Origin of the sequence: Alteromonas sp. KUL106 (assembly GCF_009811415.1) — a bacterium.
In the GTDB taxonomy this organism is placed as follows: Bacteria; Pseudomonadota; Gammaproteobacteria; order Enterobacterales; family Alteromonadaceae; genus Alteromonas.
In genome coordinates this window covers 15,275-39,285 of sequence record NZ_BLIG01000016.1, presented here as the reverse complement: position 1 = coordinate 39,285, position 24,011 = coordinate 15,275, and the positions used below count along the sequence as shown (strand labels likewise).

The 24,011-nt window shown below is 40.1% G+C and carries 21 protein-coding genes and 1 pseudogene; 7 read left to right on the top strand and 15 right to left on the bottom strand.

The window, feature by feature from the left end; translation table 11 throughout:
* Positions 1-48: 48 nt before the first annotated feature.
* The 4 genes from GVO63_RS05915 to GVO63_RS05900 form a co-directional block, all read right to left on the bottom strand.
* A complete protein-coding gene (locus GVO63_RS05915; RefSeq protein WP_159578487.1) occupies positions 49-1,224 on the bottom strand; it encodes a DNA cytosine methyltransferase in 1,176 nt (391 codons plus the stop codon).
* A gap of 33 nt (positions 1,225-1,257) precedes the next feature.
* Positions 1,258-1,788: a hypothetical protein gene (locus GVO63_RS05910; protein ID WP_159578486.1), complete on the bottom strand. Its 531-nt coding sequence runs from the start codon at positions 1,786-1,788 to the stop codon at positions 1,258-1,260.
* Entirely contained in the window at positions 1,775-1,993 is a 219-nt protein-coding gene (locus tag GVO63_RS05905; protein WP_201281881.1) for a helix-turn-helix domain-containing protein, read from the bottom strand. Before GVO63_RS05905 ends, GVO63_RS05910 begins: the two co-directional genes overlap by 14 nt.
* A 1,579-nt stretch (positions 1,994-3,572) precedes the next feature.
* Positions 3,573-3,800, bottom strand: coding sequence for a hypothetical protein (locus GVO63_RS05900; RefSeq protein ID WP_159578484.1), 228 nt, complete (start codon positions 3,798-3,800; stop codon positions 3,573-3,575).
* 255 nt (positions 3,801-4,055) lie between these two features.
* Between GVO63_RS05900 and GVO63_RS05895 the strand changes: the two genes are divergently transcribed.
* Positions 4,056-4,673 (top strand): sce7726 family protein, encoded by a 618-nt coding sequence (locus GVO63_RS05895; protein WP_159578483.1) that lies wholly within the window; start codon positions 4,056-4,058, stop codon positions 4,671-4,673.
* Here the strand turns inward: GVO63_RS05895 and GVO63_RS05890 are convergent.
* The 7 genes from GVO63_RS05890 to GVO63_RS05860 all read right to left on the bottom strand — a co-directional run bounded on the left by GVO63_RS05890 (position 4,653) and on the right by GVO63_RS05860 (position 13,997).
* Positions 4,653-5,729 (bottom strand): beta family protein, encoded by a 1,077-nt coding sequence (locus tag GVO63_RS05890; protein WP_159578482.1) that lies wholly within the window; start codon positions 5,727-5,729, stop codon positions 4,653-4,655. The two genes, GVO63_RS05895 and GVO63_RS05890, sit on opposite strands and share 21 nt — an antisense overlap.
* Positions 5,726-6,268, bottom strand: a complete 543-nt coding sequence (locus tag GVO63_RS05885; protein WP_159578481.1) for an ImmA/IrrE family metallo-endopeptidase — start codon at positions 6,266-6,268, stop codon at positions 5,726-5,728. The genes GVO63_RS05890 and GVO63_RS05885 overlap by 4 nt, the downstream gene beginning before the upstream one ends.
* A 3-nt stretch (positions 6,269-6,271) precedes the next feature.
* Positions 6,272-6,865 carry a hypothetical protein gene (locus GVO63_RS05880; protein WP_159578480.1) on the bottom strand — a complete coding sequence of 198 codons (594 nt, stop codon included), beginning with the start codon at positions 6,863-6,865 and terminating at the stop codon, positions 6,272-6,274.
* Positions 6,866-7,229: 364 nt separating this feature from the next.
* The gene (locus tag GVO63_RS05875) at positions 7,230-7,748 is read right to left on the bottom strand and encodes a hypothetical protein (protein WP_159578479.1); all 519 of its coding nucleotides are present in this window, start codon (positions 7,746-7,748) and stop codon (positions 7,230-7,232) included.
* Positions 7,745-10,435 carry a hypothetical protein gene (locus tag GVO63_RS05870; protein WP_159578478.1) on the bottom strand — a complete coding sequence of 897 codons (2,691 nt, stop codon included), beginning with the start codon at positions 10,433-10,435 and terminating at the stop codon, positions 7,745-7,747. Before GVO63_RS05870 ends, GVO63_RS05875 begins: the two co-directional genes overlap by 4 nt.
* Complete coding sequence (locus tag GVO63_RS05865) at positions 10,436-12,730, bottom strand: hypothetical protein (protein WP_159578477.1); 2,295 nt, start codon at positions 12,728-12,730, stop codon at positions 10,436-10,438.
* On the bottom strand, positions 12,723-13,997 hold the full coding sequence (locus GVO63_RS05860; RefSeq protein WP_159578476.1) for a site-specific integrase: 1,275 nt from the start codon (positions 13,995-13,997) through the stop codon (positions 12,723-12,725). Before GVO63_RS05860 ends, GVO63_RS05865 begins: the two co-directional genes overlap by 8 nt.
* 89 nt (positions 13,998-14,086) lie before the next feature.
* On the opposite strand from GVO63_RS05860, the pseudogene GVO63_RS05855 reads away from it, so the two are divergent.
* The 3 genes and pseudogenes from GVO63_RS05855 to GVO63_RS05845 form a co-directional block, all read left to right on the top strand.
* A pseudogene (locus tag GVO63_RS05855) lies at positions 14,087-15,094 on the top strand (anti-phage deoxyguanosine triphosphatase); the annotation flags it as partial.
* Between the two features lie 197 nt (positions 15,095-15,291).
* Positions 15,292-16,299 (top strand): protein-methionine-sulfoxide reductase catalytic subunit MsrP, encoded by a 1,008-nt coding sequence (msrP, locus tag GVO63_RS05850; protein WP_159578475.1) that lies wholly within the window; start codon positions 15,292-15,294, stop codon positions 16,297-16,299.
* A gap of 100 nt (positions 16,300-16,399) precedes the next feature.
* Positions 16,400-17,062 (top strand): sulfite oxidase heme-binding subunit YedZ, encoded by a 663-nt coding sequence (locus tag GVO63_RS05845; protein ID WP_159578474.1) that lies wholly within the window; start codon positions 16,400-16,402, stop codon positions 17,060-17,062.
* Positions 17,063-17,082: 20 nt separating this feature from the next.
* On the opposite strand, the gene GVO63_RS05840 is transcribed toward GVO63_RS05845, so the two are convergent.
* Positions 17,083-17,481 (bottom strand): YqaA family protein, encoded by a 399-nt coding sequence (locus tag GVO63_RS05840; protein ID WP_159578528.1) that lies wholly within the window; start codon positions 17,479-17,481, stop codon positions 17,083-17,085.
* A 323-nt stretch (positions 17,482-17,804) separates the two neighbouring features.
* Here GVO63_RS05840 and GVO63_RS05835 point away from each other — a divergent pair, with 323 nt between their 5' ends.
* The 3 genes from GVO63_RS05835 (at position 17,805) to GVO63_RS05825 (ending at position 20,494) form a co-directional block, all read left to right on the top strand.
* Positions 17,805-18,215, top strand: coding sequence for a deoxyguanosinetriphosphate triphosphohydrolase (locus GVO63_RS05835; protein ID WP_159578473.1), 411 nt, complete (start codon positions 17,805-17,807; stop codon positions 18,213-18,215).
* Positions 18,216-18,437: 222 nt separating this feature from the next.
* Positions 18,438-18,977 (top strand): YchJ family protein, encoded by a 540-nt coding sequence (locus GVO63_RS05830; RefSeq protein ID WP_159578472.1) that lies wholly within the window; start codon positions 18,438-18,440, stop codon positions 18,975-18,977.
* 236 nt (positions 18,978-19,213) lie between these two features.
* On the top strand, positions 19,214-20,494 hold the full coding sequence (locus tag GVO63_RS05825; RefSeq protein WP_159578471.1) for a GGDEF domain-containing protein: 1,281 nt from the start codon (positions 19,214-19,216) through the stop codon (positions 20,492-20,494).
* Positions 20,495-20,601: 107 nt separating this feature from the next.
* Here the strand turns inward: GVO63_RS05825 and GVO63_RS05820 are convergent, their stop codons facing one another.
* From GVO63_RS05820 to GVO63_RS05810, 3 genes are all read right to left on the bottom strand, one after another.
* On the bottom strand, positions 20,602-21,576 hold the full coding sequence (locus GVO63_RS05820; protein ID WP_159489498.1) for an NADPH:quinone oxidoreductase family protein: 975 nt from the start codon (positions 21,574-21,576) through the stop codon (positions 20,602-20,604).
* A 74-nt stretch (positions 21,577-21,650) separates the two neighbouring features.
* Positions 21,651-22,712, bottom strand: coding sequence for a phosphotransferase family protein (locus tag GVO63_RS05815; protein WP_159578470.1), 1,062 nt, complete (start codon positions 22,710-22,712; stop codon positions 21,651-21,653).
* A gap of 52 nt (positions 22,713-22,764) precedes the next feature.
* Positions 22,765-24,000: an acyl-CoA dehydrogenase family protein gene (locus tag GVO63_RS05810; protein ID WP_159578469.1), complete on the bottom strand. Its 1,236-nt coding sequence runs from the start codon at positions 23,998-24,000 to the stop codon at positions 22,765-22,767.
* Positions 24,001-24,011: the final 11 nt, after the last annotated feature.

Genomic DNA, 24,011 nt, shown 5'->3' with positions numbered 1-24,011 from the left:
CTGTTAAAACGAACATGCGAGAGACAGTCTATTTCACTTAAAGCCTTCTTAACTGGCCTTCTTAATTTTTTTATCGATATACGCAGAATATATGGGGGTTAGTATGTGTTGAGAAATGAAGTTGATTACAGGTACACAAACTGCATCCCCCATTGCGAAATAGCCTTGATTGTCTTTGACAGGTAAAATGTAAGAATCTCTAACCCCCTGCAATCTTGCATATTCCCTCGGAGTTAATAGCCTAACTTTCCAGTCTCCGAACCCACCCTGTATCAAGATTTGCTTACTTGAACCACCTCTTGGTGTTCTCAAGCAACCTGCTATACCATCAGTTCTAAGTTCGGCCATCGACAGCCCTTTTCTCATTCTTCGGTATACCGTCCCATAAGAAAGACTATCTTGAGCTGACATGTACTCAAGGATTCGCTTATGATTATTATTCATTTGCGAAAACAATTTATTTTTTCTATCTAAGTCCCACCAGTATTTTGAGTTTTCGCCTACCGATTCATCTATAATATCAATTAAAGAATTGCTGAGAACTGGCAGCGGAGGGACCTTTACTAGTCCCCAATTTAAGTTTTTATTCTGTCTAATGACGTTTTGCAACTTCAAAGATCTGATGTCAGGTCTACTGGTAAGTTCTTCCCACCAATCATCGGCATAAGCACCATCGTTAGACTTAACTTTCATGGTATTTGAAGCAATCTCTTTATCAACTGCAACTAAGAAAACGCGCTGCCGGCTTTGTGGAGTGAAATGCGCAGCATTTATTTCAATGACATCAACCACATAACCGAGTTCATTGAGTAAATTAACCGTGTCACTAAGATCTTTACCACCATGAGACGTAATAAAACCCAATACATTTTCAAGTAATATAACTTTAGGGGCGGCTCCGGCTCGCCTTTTATTGAGCAATATCTTTAAAACGGCATTTAAAGACCCAGAATGTACTCCGGCTAAACCAGCACGACCTCCAGCAACTGAAAGATCAGTACATGGAAATGAAGCTGTATAGAGAAAAATATCATCAGGTATACTTGTCGGATCGTCTACATAATCCCAGACATTTCCCAATCTGAAGTGGTCCTCTCCATAGTTTTGGAGATAAGTTTGCATCTTATTTTCACAGATATCGTTAGCCCAAACGCACTCCCACCCATCAATCGCTAACCCCTCTCTAACTAGCCCAACGCCAGCAAAAAACTCTGCAAATTTCATTTAATATCAGCCTGCATTAAAAACCACAAAACATTATACTGTATTTTTATACACTAATTCAGTATTTTTTATTTCTAATACAAGTTTACCATTTTTAGAAACATGTCCGAAAGGAATAGACCTGCGGAACCGTTGACGCCTTGCAGTTGATTCAATACTTCGATCATAGTTTAGTTCGTATTCAGGCAACCACTTATCGAAATAACTTTCACGTAGTTCTTCTCCTGTCATCATCCTGACGAAAACATTCTTATAATCTTTCGAGTATGAACAAAACAAGTGACTGACTCCGCAGTCTTCGATAAGTTTAGGTCGCCCGGTATTGAGATGGTACTGGTATTCAAAGGAACCGCGTTCAACAGAGGATTTTACTTCCCACCCTTCTAAATCTGCGCCAGTTAAACCTGTTCCTTTTTTGCCCGTGATTAGAGCTCCAAATAACTCCCAAAGAACTGATGGTACAAATCCAGCTGTTTTAAGGTTGTATTCACGTAATAGTTTGATTTTTTCTTTATCGTAGATATGTTTACTGTAAAAATCGTATGCTTTATCAATATTGTCCAATGTTGTCTCCCAGTTCACTAAAGAGTTCACTAGGTGGACAATTAAGTGCTTTCGCGACACGAACAATATTTATTAAACTTACATTTCTCTTCCCTCTCTCTATAGAGCTGATATAAGTCCTATCTAGTTCAGTCATTTCTGCCAATTTTTCTTGGCTTAGACCTTTCGCCCTGCGTATATGCGCAATCTTTGTTCCAAATTGCATGAGAAGCTTTTCGTTGTCCACGTGTAACTCCCGGTTAAGTCGAGGACAATCATCACAAACGTAGACTTTAATACCACGGACTATAAGTCACATAGAAAACCATTTTTGAAAGAAATTTCAATATATTCTATTGGTTAAAAACGACTTACACTCAACTATCCACGTTTCATATCGCGCTTATATGGTCTCTAAGTATTACTCGTACACTCTCCTCTGACGTAACTGTATTCCGACCCCTAAACGTCGTGGAGAATACGTTTAGTTGTATTTCGCGGCCTAAATATTAGGATTTTCCCAGTCTACATCGCCTTCAAATGGAATCTAAGCATTGTTTGCATAATCGCTGAACGTATAGTCTATTGACCAAAAAATATGAGTTGTAAACCGGATAATGTAATGTTTCCTACCAGTTTAGATCGTCTTCGAAGGGCATCTAGGTATTATTTGTATAATCCCCAAGTGTATGAAGACCCACTGCCCGAAGAAGTGGATTGAAATACGCTTAACCGGGTGTTATCAAGCTGTAGCTTAGTATTTCCTACCAGTTTTGATCGACTTCTAATGGCATTCGAGCATTATTTGTAAAATCTCCCCGAATATATAAAGATTTATTGATTGAAAAAGTGGGAGGAAGTACGTCTAATGGCTCGTTTCTAGCTGCTGTATTGTATTTCCTACCAGTCTAGATCGTCCGAAGAGAATCTGAGCATTATTTGTATTATTCCTGAACATAAAAGGACCTAATGACCGAAAAAAGTGTGTAGAAATACGTTTAATGGAATGTTTCTACGCTGTCATATTGTATTTCCTACCAGTTTAGATCGTCTCGAAGAGAATCTGAGCATTATTTGTATTATTCCTGAACCTAAAAGAACCTAATGACCGAAAAAAGTGGGTGAAAATAGGTTTAAAGGAATACATCTAGGCTGTTGCATTGTATTTCCTACCAGTTTAGATCGTCTCGAAGAGAATCTGAGCATCCTTTGTATAATCTCTGAACATACTAGGCTCTATTGACTGGAAAAAAGTGGGTGGAAATACGTTTAATGGCTCGTTCCTAGCTGTTGTATTGTATTTCCTACCAGTTTAGATCGCCTCGAAGGACATCTGGATGGCAATTGTACAAGCCCAGAGTGTATGAGAAAAAATTGGGTGAAAACACGTTTAATAGACCGTTTTTAAGCTGTAGTGTCGTATTTCCTACCATTTTAGATCGCCTTCACAAGGCATCTGGGTGGTAATTGTACAACCCCCAAGTATATCGGGGCCTAATATTCGAAAAAATTGGGTGCGAATACATTTAATGGGGCGTTTTTAGGCTGTAGCAACGTATTTCCTACCATTTTAGATCGCCTTCGAAAGGAATCTGGGTGGTGATTGTACAACCCCCAAGTATATAAGGGCCTACTATCCGAAAAAATTGGATGAGAATACATTTAATGGGGCGTTTTTAGGCTGTAGCACGTATTTCCTACCATTTTAGATCGCTTTAAAAAATAAAATTATATTAGCGTTATTTCTACAATACCTGAGCGTATAAGGACCTATTGGCCGAAGAAGTAGGTGGAAATAAAACAACTCACTCAGTAACAGGTAAGCACGCCACTACCTTTTCATTTACAAAGACCCCACTTTGAAAATACCCTTCAGATACTTCGCCATTTTGCAGTAACCTCCTAAATTTATTAGTCTCCTCAGCGGCTTCATAAAGGACGCCATTAGTATTCAAAAGGTGCTCCGCGAGTTCTCCCGTAAGAGATTGAGCATTTACCAGTTCAGCAAGTTTTAAAACGTCTACTTTTTCCATAAAAAATCCTACTCGGAACAATTTAGGGTGAGAGGTGCAGGTAACACATCACCCTTGTATTGCGATAATACACAACCTCAAACCAAAGGATAGCTTTATAGTCTCAAAAAGAAAAGAACATTGAGTTTGTTCACTTGTTGAGCCTAGCTAGAGAGCGAAACTAAGTGCGCGTTACAAAGGCGTAAAGATAGCCTTTATAGGTAAATTGAAATAATTTATACTTTGAAATTAATCTGTATAAATAAACATTATATTTTGAATGAGATAGAAATTAAAAAACTACTCGTATCGTCACTTTTAGACGATTCGAATGTAGACGCTGTAGGTTCTGAAGTTCCATTTTTATTTGGTAGGCGCAGAGCTGATATCATGTCTATCTCAAACACTGTAGTCACTGGATATGAAATAAAAAGTGAAAACGACAACATTAATGCACTAGCGAATCAACTGAAAGACTATCGCCTTTATTTTGATGCAGTAGTAGTTGTATGTGAGCCTGCAAATATTAAAAAGATCAGAGAAATCGCTCCGCGATGGGTTGGCTTAAATGTAGTTACTAGAAACTCAGTAAAAAAACTAAGAAGCCCAAAGATATTTAAGATACAGAATAAAATGGCGCTTCTAAGCACGATTACAAGCATACAATTGAGGCGTATCAGTAAGCCTACCCCGAATGTGTCGACTCATGAACTTTGCCAATTACTTACAAAGTTGAAAACCTTCTCTGACATTAAAGCGCTTTCACGTAGTAACTTAAGAGATAGGTATCAGTTGCCTACAGAAATTATCCGCAAAGAAAGCTATAAACAACTTAATTCCGATGACTTGATCATTATAACCAAACCCAGAAGCTCAGCGTTCAGGAAGCTCTAGCTCTTCTAAACGCTTTTTTATCTTCATGTTTATGTAATAATCAACTCGCACAGATATCCAATAGGCAGGGCTTATACCATTTGGTACATCATTGCTTGCTAGCGCTATTTCATCGTTAGACCACCAACCGTTATCTCCTTTGTATCGCTTATCCTTTAACATCTGCTTCGCACATCTTGGATAACTTCCATCATCGCGTCGGTATCTCTTATACACGAATCTATTGCAATCCTCTGTAACGATGTCCAATCTTGGGACGAACGTACCACCACGCATTTCGATTTGCTCAGTATTGATTGATGCATAGTCGCCACATTCTACGATTGGGCACTCATCTTTTACCGCGAGATAAATTTTCTCCTCTAGTATGGCAAAATCCCCCTCTGCATCATGGCCGCCAGAATTTTTAACGTCAGAGGGGAATGAAGAAGACGCAACAACAATACTCTCAAGTCTATCTAAACGTTCTACAGCTTCGCAGGACTCGGTAAAAGAACCTATCACTTTTGCATATTCGGCTTCAGTTACATGACCAGCATCGAAAATAATAATTAACTTGCAACGTTCGTCCATTGCTTCGATTACCGACTTTAAATATTCAAGTATATCGTCTACACCTAGATCATGCGGTAAACGGAGAGCAAGTTTTGTTTTGATTTGAGACATCTTTCTGACAAACTCTGATACTTCATTTGAAAATCCGTCTTCGTCTTCGTAAATATGGACCGTTGGGATAATATTTAGATTGCGGTAATTTTCCACTACGAAGTAGAACCAATCGCTAAACCCGTGATAGGGAGACAAGAGCTGTTTTATTTGAGGGTTCGTATAGGTTTCGTCTGTTGATAGGTCTAATATAAACTCGTTGTGACCCTGAATTTCTTCTATAACTTTCATTCTTCTGTGAATATCGCCATCTGGAACTTTTGTTGTTTTCCTAGACTTTGTTAATTCATAAATTGGACATGTACGTTGCAATACCTCAACGGACAAATGTTTCATAGCCCTTAGTTCAGCGTCTCTAGTTTTTAAAATTGGGTAGTAAAGCTTTTTCATAAACCGTGCCCAGTATACCCCAACTGCTTAGCTCTGACCCTTGCAGCAATAGTAGAAACCTGAAAATATTCCGCCACCGCTTCTGCTGAAGCCGATTTGTTTTGAACGAAATAATCAAATTTATCTTTTGGCATTAAAAGATCGGCTGCGAAGTTATTAGCTTCAGTCTCCATTTGATTTGATTCAGAGTTCCGAAAAAAGTTCGTGTCATGAAACCGCGACGAGATTGGCGAATGTTTAATAAAATGCCCAAGCTCGTGCGCCATTGTAAAACGTTGCCTATGGGGATGATGGAGAGAATTAATTGTCATTATCCATCTGTTTTCTTTATCGTTCATCTCTAACGAGCCAGAATCGTCCCCGTCCATAGGTTCATATCGAACTACTATACCAAGCTCATGTGCTAGCTCTGCAATATTTAATGGATCCGTCTTTATTCCCTTTTTCTCCGCATATAGCAGCAAGTCCTCTGACGTATGGATATCTGGTTGGTCAGCCTCAGCTTTAGTTTTTACTCGTCCCTTTCTCACGAAAGCCATTCACTAATCCCCTTTTCTAAACCTTAAGTTATTGCCATCGCTCTCAGAAGTATCCTTGTCAGCAACAGCTTTCGCTATAATTCGCATTTGCCTTGATAGTTCTGCTAATCGGCGTTCGCTGTCAATTTGGTCATATTGCAATTGATAAATATTGTTAGCAGCATCAGCAAAATCTTTAGCAAAACTATCCATATCCGATTGGGCGCTTTTAAGATAGGACGCTGCTTTTGCATCGAGCTCGACTCTAAGCTGCTTTTCAAACTCTGCCCCGGCCAAATATTCTTTAAGCCGCTTTTTTATATTCTGCTCAGCTTTTTCTTCTGTATTTGTCTTGATATACCACACTGAAAGTGCAGCAATTAAAGAGTTTAAGAAGATTAATACCGAGATGACAAGCTCATAAATATCGTTCTGGACAAGTGAAACCAATCCTTTTGCATCTTCGTTAGTAAGTTTCAAATCGGGACTGAGATATTCCGCATAAGAACCCACTGGCTCTACAAAATAAATGAACAAAGAGAGAATAAAGATAGAGAAGGTAAGAGACATTATTAACGGTGATGCCCAACGTTGAACCGTAGTCTGCGCTTTTTCCATTTTGAATACTACTCCCCCTCCAGTTGGGATGAATACGCCAATACTACACCGCAGTTGTAACCTAGTCCATTGCTTAACTGCTCCTTAACTAAAACCCAAAGAAATTGGAAAAACTCTTCAAGAAGAAGCAATAGAAACTAGACTTCTAAAAGCGTTGAAATGTAAGGAACAGCTATTTTTTGTCATCTAGGTGACGGCTCTGCTCGCTTATCTACTACAAGTTGCTAACGGCAACCATGAATACAGGTCTAGTTTAACGCTCATGTGCAAAGAGGTATTTGTGAATACTCAAGAGAAAAAGCGTACAATTTCCAAGCGCATTATGCGTACTTTTTAATGCCGTGCTCTGATAAAGCGAGTGCCGTTATTTTAAACCAAGTTTTCGTTTTATATCGAGAGGTATGTCATTCAAAAACCTTTCGTATAGCTCTTCACAGGTATTCTGGAGTAGTTTTTTATTTTCATCCGTTAGTGTTTTAGTACTGTTAACCAGCTCTTCTTTAGTCCTATGTTGATAACCTTTGTTAGTTTTTTTTAATCTATCTTCTTTAGACTTATGTAGCTCTTTGATTGCATTATCATAATGTTCGGTCAAGCCTTCGGAGAAAGTATTACTATTAAATAATGGCTGAGACTCTTTTCCAATTTTTCTACCGACCTCTGCCTTTGTAAAAGTCCAATGTTTTTTTGTTTCATAGCTATTCTGATTTGGGTGCCCTCTGATATAGCGCAACTTTTCCTCTTTAAGGTTATTTATCGCTTTGTAAGCTTTTTCAGCAGTTGGATGAAGCTTAATCCACTCTAACTTCTTACCTACTTCTGTGGTCTCAAGTCCTTGACCGTTTTCTTCTAATAAAAAGTTTTCATAGTAATCACTGTTCATTTGGAAGCTTCCCCAAAGCTATCAACCATTTCTATTGTTTCGTATAGAAAATCAACATATTTTTGATAAGGTGAATCATCGTAATTTTTACCTAGCTCTAGAATACGCTTTAAAGCTAGTCTCACCGTAAATAAATGCGCCTTTTTAATGAACATAGGCAGTTTAGGGTTTCTACAAGCTTCGACATCCGGTTTGATATATACAACAATGCCGTTGAAATTTCCTTCTTCAACATCACCGTTGATGCAGCCTAAGCAAAGTCTAGGTTCAGCTTTATGCCGTTGAGGTATATCATCTTCTGTGCACTTGGCTTGAATAAATGTACCCTTTCGTAACACACACGTACTCCAAGGATTAACTTTGATATCGATTATTCTGTCATTTGAAACTTTGTTTGTTAGTTTTTCATAGTCTTCATGTGTTTTAACATGAGTAATAGCAATAGCTTTGTTTATGAACCGGTCAAACAGACCCGCATAATGTCTTTTTTCATCATTAAGACTTTTGATTCTATTTTTTACGATATAATTTATTGTTGTTCTCTTGGCGACCTGCATTAAAGCTTTAGCTTCTTTCCCCTTTAAATACGCCATAAAAAAACGTTCATCAATGTGTTTGAAATTTGCTCTAATAAACTTGCCTATGTCGCCCTTATACCGCCTTAATACTGCTTCGGCCCATATATGCCTCAATGCATGGGGAGTTGGTCTAAGTATTCCTATTTTAAGCTCTTTTATTATAGCCTTAGTATCAGTGTTGCTGTTCTTGCCATTATGTATTCTAATGTGGTCCAGAGTTTCTTGAGATAAACCGTTTTCGAGTAGGCCAACACTAATCAAATCAAGCTCGCCATTGACATAACGTCTTATAGTTTCACCAAAACGTAAGTGCTTGCCAACAACTTTATAACTGCGAGAAATTAGCTCTAAGACTTGATTATCCTTCCTTAATTTATCTTTTAGTTCTATAAGATTTTCAACTACAGGGTTGTTCAAATCGTATTTGCCTGACAAATACGCCTTTCTTTTTAAATCAGCTGAATCGCAATCAGTATCCTTAATCGTTAGTGATTCAAGCTCATCTAGCTCCAAAAAAACTTCATATCTTTCAGGAAATCTTTGCCAATGTCTTGATACCATTCTGTCGACATGTCTCTCAATCAGCGTTGCGTCTCCAAATGTGGCAGAAGTCAACGCAAAACCATTATTATTTGTAGCAGTGAAAGCAGACAATTGCTTAATAAGAATTGCTGTTGATAACGTAATTTCTCTTTCTAGTAATGTTTCGCCATTTGTCTTTGGTGAAATCCACTTTATGTAAAATCGAAACGGTGAATAAACGGCATCTAAGATTTCTTTATTGACAGTCGATTTCAACGATGACTCAGGGAACCCATACTCACTTGCCCTCCACCCAGTGTAAGCAATCAAAGCAGTTATACCAGCGGCTTCGACATCTCTGAAAAAACTCATCAATTTGACATTAGTTCTATCCCGAAATAGTTCTAAATATTCGTTCAGAAGTGCATCTGCTTTCTTAAAATCTAAAGCTTGCTCGCTTAAAACATTGTCACAATGCTCATCGAATTCTTGTAACGAAAAGTCGATCTTGAAGCCTGAATTATCACTATTAACACTCGAAGTGTATTCTGACAGTATTTGTTCTCTTTTTTTTAGCTGATCATCATAAAAGCGAGCATACATCAGCGCTCTTACAAACTCATAGGAGTCAAAACGAGTTTCATCTAATTTTAAATTTAATATTATTTTATTAAGTTTATCTATATTAAATGCATGATACTTCGCAACTATTTCGTTAAATTTAGTAGTAATTAAATTGCAGAGCTGCTCTCTATTTTCATTAAATAACGCATTCCAGCTAGATTGATTTATCTTTTCTTCTAAATCAAATCCTAGCTCAAAAATAGAACAGCGAAGTGCTGTAGAAAAAACAATATGTTGTTCAAAGAAGCTTGCACAATAATCAACATAATGTTTACCTACATCCAAAGTCAAAAAATCAAATGTTCCTCCATTCTTGTAATCTGCCAAAGTCATCCCCATCTGAGATAGACATGCTGAATTTAGCGCCTTATTCAAATCCTCCTCATGGATATTAGCAACAACATCCTCTACGCTGTGAATGCGTAAAGCTCTTGCAATGTTAGCTAAGTTAAACATTTTAAATCGAGAACCATAAGCAGGAGATGATAGGCGTCTAACGAAAGCATTTTCTACAAAATCGTGAGTCAGAGTTAAATTAAAGAAGTCCTCCAGCTTGGATTCATCAAGTAATTTGATATTATTTACTCTAAGATAAGCAAAAAGCATTCTTAGCATTTCCAAATACCAAACACTTCTATAGTCCAAACAATTGTTGTGCTTTTGCTTTAGAAAAAGCCACTTGGCAAAATCAATGATCGTCAATTTAATAAAGTCTCCAACTTCAAATTCAATTTTGATACTTGATTTGAATTTTAAATTTTCATTATTGAAGTCGTTGAAATCTAACGTTGCATACAGATTTTCTGCTCTGGCATTAGTTGAAGAAAAAGGAATTATCCATTTATCCTTTACAAAGGAAGCGTGTGCGTTAGGGTCAATTAAACGCAACATATCATTACAATGCTCTACGAACCTAGATTTAGAGTTGTTAATATTGCTGACCGAACTAACTAAACTATTCACTTAGTAACCTCCTGTAAACGCGGTGAAGATAGGTGGTAAATCTTTCTTATACTTTTTATAAAGCTTTTGACCTTCGATGATCGCTTCTTTACTAAACAATCTAGTTGATAGAACCGTCTCTATCCATTCTGCCGTGGGTAACGCCTCTAGAAACAAATATTCTGGAGCGCGTTGAAATATTTTTTGATGGCTGCGTTCTAGTTCGCCCAAATAATGTAAAAGCTTAAGAACAGTTTCAGGTGAATCAACAAGGTAAATATTGTCAGGCAGACTATCTTCAATGCCTTCATTAGATGCCAAGAAACCAAGGCCGTTGACCTTGCCATTATTTTTTCCAGTAACTACTTTTAATAGCGCTAAGGTATTATCTGCTTTTAGTTTAATCGCTTGTAGGGCACTTTTTATTGTTGTGTTATATTCATAAACTTGTGACTTACTCGGCCTTAAGACATTTAAAGAAATATCATTCATAACAGCGCGAGTAACTTTGCCGCAATTATCTATCCAAGTTTGATTGTTTTCAGTACGATAGTTAGTACGTTCTGTCTCATTTGTATGAGAGTTGTAATTAGTCATTCGACTTGGGTCAAAGTTATCTGATTGAGAGTGTACTTTTGAGTTCTTTACTGCCTCAGCGCTAAAAATACGAGTCACAGTTGGTGTTTCGCAATTCAAAAGCCAGTTTGTGTTTTTTCTCTCATAATTCTCTTTTCGAACACCTTTTTCACATATAGCTAAAACGCATTCGATGAATACGGGTGAAACCTTCTCTTTTGATAACTGATTGTTTATCACATCACGAATACGAGGTTTTCCCAAGAACTTAAAGAACAATGACATGCTTGTTGTTCTACCCATCTTTGATAGCAATGAACCATCATCATCGATTAACTTACAATTGACTTTAAGTCTATCTGTACGGTCATTTAGAAACGCAAGGATAGAAATGCCTAATAAAGAATTCGCTTTCACCGTTTCAAGGTCATGGTAGCTTTTTGAGCGAGATTTAAAATAGTCTGATTCTATTTGAGTAACTTCCCCTGTTTGTCTTTCTGAAAATCTTAAATCACTCAATTTTATTTTAAACAAATCGTTATATGGAACCGTTTGGTAAGACATTAATAAAGCAAATAAGTAATTTTCCCCTTTAGAAATTGGGATCTTTTTTTGTTTTACGTGAGAATATTCAACCAACTCTCTAATAAAATCAGGCGTAAATAAAAGCGAGCATTCCGTAGCCTGACGAAATACAGTGATTCTTTTATTTGTAATCTTTGATGTTTGCGCTGCTATTTTTCCTGTTTTCCAAAATTCATCTTTCGCAAACTGATATGCTTTTTCTATACATTGGGAGAAAATTAAAGACTCTATAGCGGTATTAATAATGTTATCTGTTTCGATATTAGTAAGAACACTTCTAAGTTTCTCAAAAAACTCTTTTTGATTATTTAGAGTAGCATTTTTAAATGCTGCTTCATCTACGCGAAACTGTTTACTTTTTCGTCCACCGTGATAGTCCTCCAGATGAGGGCGAATCAACTTCTCAGGAAAGTAGCTTGGATTAACTTTCTTCCTACGAAACAAGTCAATAAGCGCGTGTTTTGCTTTATTAATTTCAATTAATGCACTACTTACTGTAATTTGGAATGACCGCATCAATACTTTTGGTGACTCAGCTCTTTGATATAGCTGTGAACCAACACCAACATCATCTCTTCTTAACCAAGTGTGAAATCCAAAGTAATCAGTAAGTGTAGTTTGATCGCTATCATCTCTAGCTGCGGGTTTATTTTTTGATAGGAGATCTAGGTATCTATAATCATCAATTGCAAGTAATTCATTACCAAATTTTACATAATTAAGAGCTTTATTTATCAGCCGTATTAACTCTATCATTCCAGTGCTTTGAGTCTTCACTCCATCGTTTTTAACTCGGTGAGATTCAAAACATTTTAAAATTTTTACACGATTTAATTTATCTACCTTAAGTTCATTTAAGAAACTCATGAATTTAGGAACAATATAAGATAATGTTTGACGATTACTACCTGTGCCTTCATTAAGAACAAATGTTAAATAATTTGCAGCATATAAAGCCGAAAATATTAACCGCTTTTCTCGTGATTCAAAATCTTCAAGAATTATGATTTGGGACTTTGTACCCTCATATTCCGGAACAATAAATTTATTAGTATCAAATGGCTCAAAATCAACAGCTCTAACCTTTTGTTTGCTTGAAAACTCTGCCAGCATTTCAGCTTGTTGTTCTAGTAAGCTTGCTTCTGCATTATCCATTTGAGTACTCCAAGTATGAATTTTCTTGGTCAAGCTTTTCTTTTACAGACCTTATGTATTTTCTCGTTGTTGTCACAGCATCTTTGCCTTGAGTTTCATGACCTAATAATTCTGCAACTAGTAAATATGGTCTAGATAAGTGCGTAACATTTTCGAGCTCAAGTCCATCCTCTTCAACCGCATCATGAAACTTATCAGTACCGTAAGAATGTCTAAGGATGTGGTATGTATGTTTTTCATCTAATTTATAAAGGTATGTTTTCAATAACCCTTTCTTTTGCCTATCAATAACCGAAGCACGTGTATCTTTAAAGTCCCTAGTGCCTTGGTATTGTTTTATTCCATTTACAATACGACTTTGAGGATCAGTTAAGAAGAAACTATCTTCAGCACAATCAGGTCTTTCAGTTTCGTAATAAAGTTTAAAACGTAGCATGACGTCACGTGGAATATAAATCCATCTAGAAATGCCCCCAACACCATTTTTACGGCCTTTAGTATATTTACCTTGAAGCCAATACTTGAACTCTTGCTTTTGTTTGTCTAAGCGCGTATTGAGTTTTAATTCTATATCTATTTCTTTGAAAAACGATTTCATACCTAAATATGGTTGACCGCCAACTCTAAAGTCATTAAGTAATAATCCCATATTTTCTCGCGTACGTAAGCCACACTCTCCGCCTGCACGCAAAATACATTCGACTCGAAGACTTTTAGCATTGGCATAAATTTCAGCTCGCATGCGAGGAGACAGATACTTAATTACATTTCTTCTTTTTGTATTATCCCTTGCAATAGACTTCTTATCGTCTTTTACACGAATCTCTTTTATGTTAGTAAACCCATTGTACGCCAAATAGTTGTAGTAATACGTCAAGCCTGAAACTGCTTTCTCGACCATTTTCTCACTTGTATTGCGCTCCAGAATCAAAACGTTATTGATATAATGATTGAGGATTTCTTCAGGTAAGTTATGGTGTGTAATAAGAGAAATTGAAGGCGAGTTTTCTGAATAACTTTCAAGCCACAAGAGAAGCTTTCTTAACTCGTAAAAGCATTCGGTAATTTTTGTTTTTGATAACGTTACTTTATCAAGCTCAGCATCTTTTATTCTGCGCTTTCCAGACCCATCTACCCATGTTAATTTGTATGCTTGTCTATTCTTATAAAGTGAATGTAAATATATGTTGGGTAGCAACAATGGTATGCCATCATTGTCACACATCAACTTTGTTTTATATTTTTCACTTTGAAAGTTATACATCATCTATTTCTCAAGCCCAATCTAATTACATACTAGTTTACCTTTCCAACAATAGATACGTTTTTATCTTTTTTAGTGGGTGTTCATTTTCCTTCGGGCACGGCGGTGAAATTGCGCTCAATTACATGATGCATGAGTACGGCGGCTTTGAAGGAAACGGGCAAACTTTCAGGATCATTACCCAGCTTGAACCCTACACTGCGCACCACGGCATGAATTTGTGCAGAAGAAGTGTGTTGGGCTTAGTGAAATATCCAAATTTTATTGATGCCCTTCATAGTAAGGGGCCTGTTCCTCAGCGCCCGCTTTCTCTTCGTCAGGTTAAGGCCCACGACTGGCATCCACCAAAAGGTCTGTTTCGCTGCGACGAGCCCCTATTTGACTGGCTACTTGCACCCTTTAGCAATGAAGATAAAGATGCGTTTATGCAGTTTACTGCAAAACCGAATACCCACAGTAAAACGCAATTTAAATCGTTTGACTGCTCAATAATGGAGCTATCTGACGATATTGCCTACGGTATTCACGATTTAGAGGATGCTATCGTTATGGATATGGTCGACAAGCATCATTTTATCGATGATGTATCCATACCACTTAAGGCCCTTGATGTACCGTGGCTATCAAGCAACATAGAAACGTTAACCAACAAATTATTTGGTGCCGCGCATCACGAGAGAAAGAACGCCATTGGCGCGCTGGTAAATAGCTTTATCACTGCTATTGAAATAAAAGGCGTAGAGGGTTTCACTCATCCGTTACTTGCGTTTAACGCCGTAATGCCTGAAAAGTTTGCCGAAGCGCTAGAGCTTTTTAAACGCTTTGTGTTTAACAAAGTGATACGCCGCCCCGATGTTCAGCTGCTTGAATATAAGGGACAACTGGTGGTTATGGAGCTTTTTGAGGCGTTTGCGTCAGATCCCGACCGTTTGCTACCAGAAAATACCCAGGTTCGTTGGCGTAACGCATGCGAGAGCGATAATGGTATGCGCGTACTCGCCGACTATATTTCTGGCATGACCGACGAATTTGCTTCTCGCTTATACAGCAATATCTTTTCCCCCAAGCAAGGCGGCATTCAGGATAGTCTACATTTGTAATGTCCAACTGGCTCTTCACTCGTTGCTTTCAAAGCTTTTTGAAAGATAAATGCCACTCTCTCGGTCTATTTTATTCTATCGATTTCATTAAAAAGTAACGGTATTAAAACTTACTCCCAGTATTTACGTAGTTATTATTATTCCGCTTCCTAAACGAATGTAGAGTAATCCAGCCATTTTCTAAAGAAGGTGATGTAATGCCAAAACCATTTAAACCCTCAGTGAAATTAAACGAGAGCCATGTTACCGATGAAAGCATCTACATGAATCGCCGTTCATTGCTCAAATCTATGGGCTTCGTGGGCGCGTCTACGCTGTTAGCGAGGTCGGCAGGCGCTGCCGGTTGGTTTTGGGAAGATGAAGAAGAAAAAGCTGCGTTTAAAGGAAAGGCGCTTGAGTTCATTCAGCCGCCCAAGTTTCAGATAGCGGAAACACGAACGCCCGAGGATAAAGTAACCAGCTACAACAATTTTTATGAGTTTGGCACCTCTAAAGATGCGCCAGCTAAAAATGCGACTGAATTTCAAACTGATCCATGGACCTTAAAAGTTGACGGTATGGTGAAAAATCCACTTGAACTTGATCACGATGCGTTAACAAAACGCTTTCCACTTGAAGAGCGTATTTACCGTTTGCGCTGCGTTGAAGCATGGTCAATGGTGGTGCCGTGGATAGGGTTTGAATTAGGTGCTCTGTTGAAACAAGCGGACCCGTTGATGTCAGCCAAATACGTGGCGTTTGAAACGTTATATGACCCAGAGCAAATGCCCGGCCAACGAAGCCGATTTACCGGTGGAGGTATCGATTACCCTTATATCGAGGGTTTGCGACTTGATGAGGCCATGCATCCGTTGACGCTCATGTCAGTGGGTCTTTACGGGAAAACTCTGCCACCTCAAAACGGCGCGCCTATCAGGCTTGTTGTACCGTGGAAGTATGGTTTTAAGAGCATTAAGTCTATTGTGAGAATTCGCCTTACTGACAAGAAGCCTCCCACCACATGGAATCGACTGGCCGCCAACGAGTATGGCTTTTACGCCAATGTAAACCCTAACGTGTCACATCCTAGATGGAGTCAGGCCAGTGAACGCAGAATAACCACAGGTGGGCTACTTGCCAGAAATCGCATCGACACCCAAATGTTTAACGGCTACAGCGAAGTCGCTCCGTTATACAAAGATATGGACTTATCCCGCTATTATTAGCAGCTATCTTGTATAAGGGGGCTGTATATAGATGACAAGCCCCTCGTATGACATTCACCTAACTGAAATTCTTTTGCCTTGTTATTAAGTTGCTTATTTAATGCCGTTAAGAAAAAAACCGTTTCGATTTTCTGTTTTGCAACGTCGCACGCTGAAAGGTCTTATTCATCTTTTAGCGCTAGGCTATGTCGCCTGGTTGTTTTTTGCAGGCGTTAACGATCAGCTTGGCCCTGACCCTGTAAACACACTCATTAACGAAACTGGAACCTGGGCCATTCACTTTCTCTTATTGACGCTGACCCTCAGCCCACTTGCGAAATGGCTCCCAAGCCCTGAACCCATGAATTTCAGGCGTATGATTGGCGTTTACACCTTTGTGTACGCCTTTTCACATCTGCTCACCTACATTGTGTTCGAACTTCAGCTAGATATGGCGCTGGTCGCAAGCGAAATAGTAAGTAGACCTTACATAATCGTTGGCATGGCGGCGTTACTTCTTCTTTTTGCGCTCACTGCTACGTCGTTTAAACGCATCCAGCGAAGTATGGGAACAAAGTGGCAGAGGCTTCATAACAGCATTTACCTGATATTGCCCCTCGCCCTGCTGCATTTCAGCTGGTCGCAGAAAACATTTTGGCAAGAGCCGATTTGGTACTGGATGATTGGACTGTTGCTAATGAGCCCAAGAGTGAGACACTGGTATGTGGCGTATCAGAAGAAAAGAAAAAAGACGAACCGAGACAAACGTGCGCTAGTGAGATAAAGCTAAAATCAATAAACGTATCACATTAGTACGTAGAGCAGCGCGGCATAGCGCACGGTTTTGCTGATAGTGACCGCAAATATGAAGAACCAAAGCGGGCTTCTAAGTACACCCGCTACCAGTGTAATCGGGTCGCCAATAATCGGGACCCAGCATAAAAACAAGCTCCACTTCCCCCACTGAGTAAAGGTGTGACTTGCACGGTTAAACGCCGCTTCGCTTACTTTTAACTTATGCGTCGCAATGTCTTTTCCGAACTTAAAGCCCAATACATAATTAACCACCGAGCCGAGTACGTTTCCTAGCGAAGCAACAGCAAGCAATAACAGCCCGTTAAAGCCACTACTGTATAAAGCGCTCAATACAATTTCAGAACTTAATGGCAAGATCGTAGCAGCCAATAAGGCTGATAAGAACATGCCCAAATAGCCCAAGTGTATTAACGCGCTCAATGCTCCCCCAGCGTTATAAAGTAGTTTCTACATTCAATAGCTGCGCATATTACCTTAAACCATCAATGAATACTTCTTTCATGGAGCAATCAAAAAAATACTACTTTTTAGATAGTTACTGAAAAACCCACCAATTTGTGTAAAAAAAGTACAACTAAATACTTGCCAAACTCCTCTTTTATGAATACTGTATACACATACACACTGTATATGCGAACAGTATTTATTAATAACACTATTCTTAAAGTTTGCCTTACGAACTTAAGAGTAAATGCATTAAGGGTTTTACTATGAACACATCTTCAGTTTCACGATTCAATGCTTTGCGCGCTTCGGTTTCAAATGTTGTTCAACTACCTTTGCCGATAGAAGGGTTTCCTAGCGAAAAACAAGGTAATGGAAAAGGAAGTAACGATAAAGGTTGGAATTATCTGCTTTCAAACACGGTGTCGTTTTCAAAAACCGTCAATCACGCGATTCGTATTCAAAAGCCTGAAAAAGAGAAAATGCCAGAATGGATCAGTAAATTGATTACAAGTGGCCAGTGTAAAACACTGTATGTTGAAAACATCGATTTAGACCTTCAGCCAACAGACAGTGAAATGATCAGAAAGCTGTGTGAACTTTACTCTGTCAGCCTGGTGAATGTGCGTGTTAACAGCATTGACGACGTAAGAAACGTCGCGTTAGGCCCTTGGTAATACATAGCCTGTTCGTATCTAAATCCTGCTTTTGCGCAAATAGAGGGGCATAGGCAAAGCCTTCACCATTATTTTCAAACAGCTATTTGGAATAGACTCTTTGGCATGGACTGCCATGAAATTTTGAATATCGCTAACCTTTACATTTAAAAAGGTTGGGGCTCACGCTGCTTATCCCTATACTGTAATGCTTTGTGATATTCTCAATCTGCGAGTTGCCTTATGCGCTGTTACTGTTGTTCCTCAAAACCCTTCAAAACATGTTGCGAGCCTTTCATTAAGGGCGTTGAATTCCCTAGCTCTGCAGAGCAGCTTATGCGCTCACGATTTTCAGCCTATGCTACAGCGCATTATCAATATATTCTTGAAACCTACACCAAAGAAAAGCAGCAGGGTCTCTCTATAGAGAATCTGGCGCAAAACGCACAAGGTGCCACATGGTTCGCGCTACAAGTTCACCCTGCTTTTGCAGATAGCTCTGTGCACGGTAATGCTAAAGTAGAAGCGGCGGACGAAGCTGACTCGCACTCCAAGCCCATTACAGCCATTGTTGAATTCACAGCCTATTATTTTGAAAATAAAAACATGTATCAGCTTCATGAATCATCAAACTTCATTGTCGAAGAGGGTAAATGGCGCTATCACGATGGTGAACTGCACAATGACTGCGGCAAAATAAAATATGGCAGAAACCTACCTTGCGTCTGCGGTAGCAACAAAAAATTTAAACAGTGCTGCGGTCTTAAAAATCACTCATACTAGGGCGTGTTGATCTTTGCTGTACATTTTTGCAGCAGTTTGCTCTTTGTCACAGCCCTCTGACATAGAACAACTATGCCTGCAGGGCTATTTCGCGATTAAAATGCTTTCATATAGCCAAAATTCGTGCAACAAAGATCAACACGCCCTAAAAGACTCTCGAAAAGTTAGCGCACAAAAATAGTTGCTCTACACTTACTCATAACGTGATGTGAAGCAATAAGGAATAGAACAATAATATGATTCACACATTGTCACTGCCACTTTTTGTGACATCTAGCATTTGCTTATTGATGAGCCTATTCTTTTCGCTGCTCTATTACCGGCTGGCTTTTCACCATAAAGAGCCAGTGAAATACTATTTTCTGTTTGCACTGTCGGCTTTCGTGAGCGCAATATTCTTTGGCGCTTTTGGTGTGCTCATTAATGCAAGCGAAAGCCTTGTTGTTCTGAGCGTTTCAAATAGACTCACCATCATTGGCGCCATGTTCATCCTAGTCATAAGCCTTCATTTCTACCTTGCTTTTTTCAACTATAAAGCGCCTTCTTTTTTGAAGTGGTGTTACGTTATTTCTAGCGTGTTTTCCCTTTTAACGGTAGTGCCAAGCCCGTACTTTTTAGACAACGTATTTTATGCTACTTCTAAGTATTACACAGGGCTGAAATATGGCTTTTTGTTTGAGCTTTGGGGGCTTTGGATCCTAATTCTAGGCTCGTATTGTATTTACGTGCTCCTCAAAGTATTTGCCCGTCAGCGCTCGCTGCTAAAAAATAGTAATACAGTGGTGTTATTACTCATTACCAACACAATTTGGCTGTTCACTGGAATTAGCGATACGTTAACAGGTATAGAAGTTCTGGATGCACCGCCTCTCACATGGGTTGGGTCATTTTTAGTAACCTGTACTATTGCATGGGTATTAGTTCTCCACATTGATGAGTTATATGAAGAGCGGCGAATGCTCAATCACCAGCTTATGTACGATCATCTAACCCATGCATTCTCTCGAAGCTATTTGGAAGTAAAGCTTGCTGAAAGTCTAAATCTAACCGCGCAAGGTGAGTTAGAAAGCATGGCGCTATGCCTCTTCGATATCGATAATTTCAAAACGATCAATGATAAATATGGGCACGCCAGTGGCGATATGCTGCTCAAGAACATCACCGAAATAGTAAAAGAAAATATTCGTCCTTCTGACTGCATAGCCCGTTTAGGGGGTGATGAGTTTGTGATACTGTTTTCAGACAGTGACACCTCGAAAAACGGTCCGTCCATAGTTGAACGAATTAGGAAGCAAATAGCATTGAAAGTGTTTGAAATTGATGAGCACGCATTCAGTGCATCTTGCTCATTTGGCGTAGTATTCATTAATTCCGCTATACCGAATACTGAGGATCCAGCCCATGAACTATTATCTGTTGCTGATGAAGCCCTATACGAAGCAAAAAACAAAGGTAAGAATGCGGTCAGTGCGGTAAATTACTGCGAAACACTAGTAGAGACGTGTGCCATGTGTTGATCAGGATACATGACGTCGTATAACGTTGAAAAACAGGAATAGAAAAGCCTGAATACAGAAGTATTCAGGCTTTTTGCATTAAAGTAATGATTTCAGTGCTCTGCAGCCTACGGCACGAGGACCATTTTGCCTTTCACCTCTCGGTTCATTACCTTCGCCATAGCTTTAGTTGCTTGCTCTAATGGCAGCGCTTCATCTACTACCACTTTGACCTTACCTTGCACATACCAGGTTAAAAGCTCTTGCATGTTTTCAGCAAAGCCTTTCGGGTCATGCTGAGTGAACGAGCCCCAGAACACGCCCATCACCGAATAGCCCTTTACTAAGGCTAGATTAACCGGGAACTTAGGGATTTCTCCACCAGCGAAGCCAACCACGAGCAAACGTCCTTCCCAAGCCATGCTGCGGCTACACGCATGGAACGTATCGCCACCAACGCATTCATAAACAACATCCACACCTTTGCCGCCGGTTACTTCTTTTAGCGTTTCTTTTAGGTCTTTTTCTTTGTAGTTTATTAAAACATCAGCACCATACTCTTTGGCGAGAGCTAGCTTTTCTTCCGTTGAGCACACCGCAATCACTTTAGCGCCCATGATTTTGCCTATTTGCACAGCCGCTAAGCCAGTTCCACCTGCAGCACCGGTTACTACCAATGTTTCACCAGGTTGGAGTTTTGCACGTTGTTTTAATGCGTGATGCGCCGTCGCATGCGCAGTTACAAGGGCCGCACCCTCATTAACGTGTATAGAATCAGGTAAAGGCATAACGTGAGTTGCCGGGATCAGCGCTTTTTCCGCATAGCCACCTAAATTAGACAATGCGATAACGCGCTGCCCTTCTTTTAAATGGCTTACGCCCTCACCCACCTCAGCGATGCTGCCTGCCACTTCATTTCCCGGAATAAACGGAAAGTCTGGCTGCATTTGATAGAGGCCTTGGACTAAAAGTCCGTCAGGAAAGTTAACGCCCGCTGCCTCTACATTCACAACGACATGGCCCTTTTTTACTTGTGGGTCTGCCACGTCTTTAAATTGAAGATCATCGAGGGGCCCAAAGGCTTCGCATACAATTGCTTTCATACTGTCTCCAGTTTGTTTGTTCGGCCTGCGCGCTTTTCTCAGCATCGCATGCCATTAGGTACGTTATATCGCGCTTATTCGCTTTGTTGATGTATGGTTTGGTTCGCAATTTGTGCCAGCGGACGCACCATTGCACCTAGCTGCATGGCTTTCTCGCTTGACGCATTACCATCGTGCGCCCGTTTTACCACACCTTGCAAAATAGCGGCTAAACGGAAAAAGCTAAATGCGAGGTAGAATGTCCAGTTACTAATGGTATCTATGCCTCTTCGCTCGCAATACGCATTTATATAGGCGCGTTCGCTCGGAATACCCAACTGCTCTCTATCGAGGCCGCCTAACCCTGCCGCATGTGCAATATCAGATGGAAGGCGCAGCTGCATACATTGGTAAGCTAAATCGGCATACGGATGCCCTAACGTTGATAATTCCCAGTCCAGCACTGCCACAACCCTCGGGTTTTGAGTATCAGACATATCGAACATCATATTGTCTAAACGAAAATCGCCATGAACCAGTGAGACTTGCCCATCATCGTCAGGCAAATTAGCTTCAAGATATTGAATAAGACTTTCAATCTCTTCAATATGCTCAAGTTCAGACGCCCGGTACTGCTTTGTCCATCTGCTCAACTGGCGCTCAAAGTAGCTGCCTGGTTTGCCATAATCACTCAGCCCAGCACTTTTGATATCCACACTGTGAAGCGCAGCAAGAACGCGATTCATTTCATCATACATGGCGCCGCGAGTATCAGAAGACGCGATTTCAGGAAGTGCGCTATTCCAAAAAATGTCGCCTTCGACAAACGCCATAATGTAAAACATGCTGCCGATGATGCTGGTGTCTTCGCACAAATGGTATGCGGTTGGTACAGGTACTTCAGAACCCTGCAACGCATTGATAACGCGAAACTCTCTATCTACTGCGTGGGCGGATTTTAAAAGCTTACCCGGTGGCTGACGGCGCAATACATATACGCCGTTATCCGTGGTCAATTTGAATGTCGGGTTCGATTGCCCACCCGCAAATTTTTCGGCACTTTCCACATGCCCGACGCTCGGACACGCAGTTGATAAGTATGAGTTTAGCACCGCTAAATCTATTACATGTGGGGCTTTCGCATTGTCTTTAGACACTTTGACTCCTTACCCGTAACGTTTATCTGTATTGTTTTTATAAACTCAACGCTTATTCGGCGACCGCTTTTTCCGCAATAAGATTACGACCTAGTTGCATCATGTGCACTTCGTCTGGGCCATCCGCCAATCTTATAGTACGCGCATATGCGTACATTGCAGAGAGTACAAAATCTTGACTGGTACCCGCTGCACCATGCATTTGTATGGCTTGATCAATCACTTTACATGCCATACTTGGCGCTACGATTTTGATTGCGGCAATAAGGTCACGAGATACCTTGTTCCCATAGCGGTCCATCTTGTCCGCCGCTTTTAACGTTAGCAGTCGCGCCTGTTCAATATCACAATGCATCTGGGCAATGTTTTCTCTTATCGATTGCTGTTTTGACAACGGCTTACCGAACGCTACGCGCTGCTCTACACGCTCGCACGCCATGTCTAACGCACGCTGAGCACAGCCAATAAGACGCATACAATGGTGTATACGGCCCGGGCCTAATCGTCCTTGCGCAATTTCAAAGCCCCGCCCTTCACCTAACAACAAGTTTTCAGCAGGCACACGCACGTCTTCAAACAAAACTTCTGCGTGGCCAACGGGCTCGTCGTAATAGCCCATTGCCGCCATGGGACGCACTACTGTTACGCCTTTGGTATCCATCGGTACTAAAATTTGAGACTGCTGCTGATGACGTGGCGCGTCAAAATCAGTTTTGCCCATCACCACCATAATTTTACAGTTTTCATTCATGGCACCACTGGTGTACCACTTACGCCCGTTAATGACGTATTCGTCTCCATCACGCTGAATAGAGGTTTCGATATTGGTAGCATCACTTGACGCTACCGCTGGCTCAGTCATTGCAAACGCAGAGCGAATTTCGCCGTTGAGTAAAGGTTCTAACCATTGTTTTTTCTGGTTTTCATTGCCGTATTTCGCCAATACTTCCATATTGCCCGTATCTGGCGCACTACAGTTAAATATTTCTGCGCTAAACAGTACCCGCCCCATTTCTTCACAAAGTGGGGCATATTCAGCGTTAGTCAGTCCCGCACCATAAGGTTTGTACTCTTCAGGTAAAAATAAATTCCAAAGGCCTGCTTCTTTAGCACGCTGTTTCAACGTATGCATCATTTCCGGTGTCTTCCAACGGCCTTCACCGGTGTTGGCTGAGCCACCTTCTACGGCATGAATATATTCCTTTTCAATCGGATACACTTCGTCTTTCATAAACGCTTTTAGCTTTTCTAAAAGCGCTTGAGTCTTGTCATTATATTCAAAGTTCATAATTGCCCCAT

Coding starts and splice junctions, on each gene's coding strand:
- GVO63_RS05915 (WP_159578487.1), bottom strand. CDS start 1,224: ATGAAATTTGCAGAGTTTTTTGCTGGCGTTGGGCTAGTTAGAGAGGGG.
- GVO63_RS05905 (WP_201281881.1), bottom strand. CDS start 1,993: ATGCAATTTGGAACAAAGATTGCGCATATACGCAGGGCGAAAGGTCTA.
- GVO63_RS05900 (WP_159578484.1), bottom strand. CDS start 3,800: ATGGAAAAAGTAGACGTTTTAAAACTTGCTGAACTGGTAAATGCTCAA.
- GVO63_RS05890 (WP_159578482.1), bottom strand. CDS start 5,729: ATGAAAAAGCTTTACTACCCAATTTTAAAAACTAGAGACGCTGAACTA.
- GVO63_RS05885 (WP_159578481.1), bottom strand. CDS start 6,268: ATGGCTTTCGTGAGAAAGGGACGAGTAAAAACTAAAGCTGAGGCTGAC.
- GVO63_RS05880 (WP_159578480.1), bottom strand. CDS start 6,865: ATGGAAAAAGCGCAGACTACGGTTCAACGTTGGGCATCACCGTTAATA.
- GVO63_RS05875 (WP_159578479.1), bottom strand. CDS start 7,748: ATGAACAGTGATTACTATGAAAACTTTTTATTAGAAGAAAACGGTCAA.
- GVO63_RS05865 (WP_159578477.1), bottom strand. CDS start 12,730: ATGGATAATGCAGAAGCAAGCTTACTAGAACAACAAGCTGAAATGCTG.
- GVO63_RS05860 (WP_159578476.1), bottom strand. CDS start 13,997: ATGATGTATAACTTTCAAAGTGAAAAATATAAAACAAAGTTGATGTGT.
- msrP (WP_159578475.1), top strand. CDS start 15,292: ATGCCAAAACCATTTAAACCCTCAGTGAAATTAAACGAGAGCCATGTT.
- GVO63_RS05845 (WP_159578474.1), top strand. CDS start 16,400: ATGCCGTTAAGAAAAAAACCGTTTCGATTTTCTGTTTTGCAACGTCGC.
- GVO63_RS05840 (WP_159578528.1), bottom strand. CDS start 17,481: ATGTTCTTATCAGCCTTATTGGCTGCTACGATCTTGCCATTAAGTTCT.
- GVO63_RS05835 (WP_159578473.1), top strand. CDS start 17,805: ATGAACACATCTTCAGTTTCACGATTCAATGCTTTGCGCGCTTCGGTT.
- GVO63_RS05830 (WP_159578472.1), top strand. CDS start 18,438: ATGCGCTGTTACTGTTGTTCCTCAAAACCCTTCAAAACATGTTGCGAG.
- GVO63_RS05825 (WP_159578471.1), top strand. CDS start 19,214: ATGATTCACACATTGTCACTGCCACTTTTTGTGACATCTAGCATTTGC.
- GVO63_RS05820 (WP_159489498.1), bottom strand. CDS start 21,576: ATGAAAGCAATTGTATGCGAAGCCTTTGGGCCCCTCGATGATCTTCAA.
- GVO63_RS05810 (WP_159578469.1), bottom strand. CDS start 24,000: ATGAACTTTGAATATAATGACAAGACTCAAGCGCTTTTAGAAAAGCTA.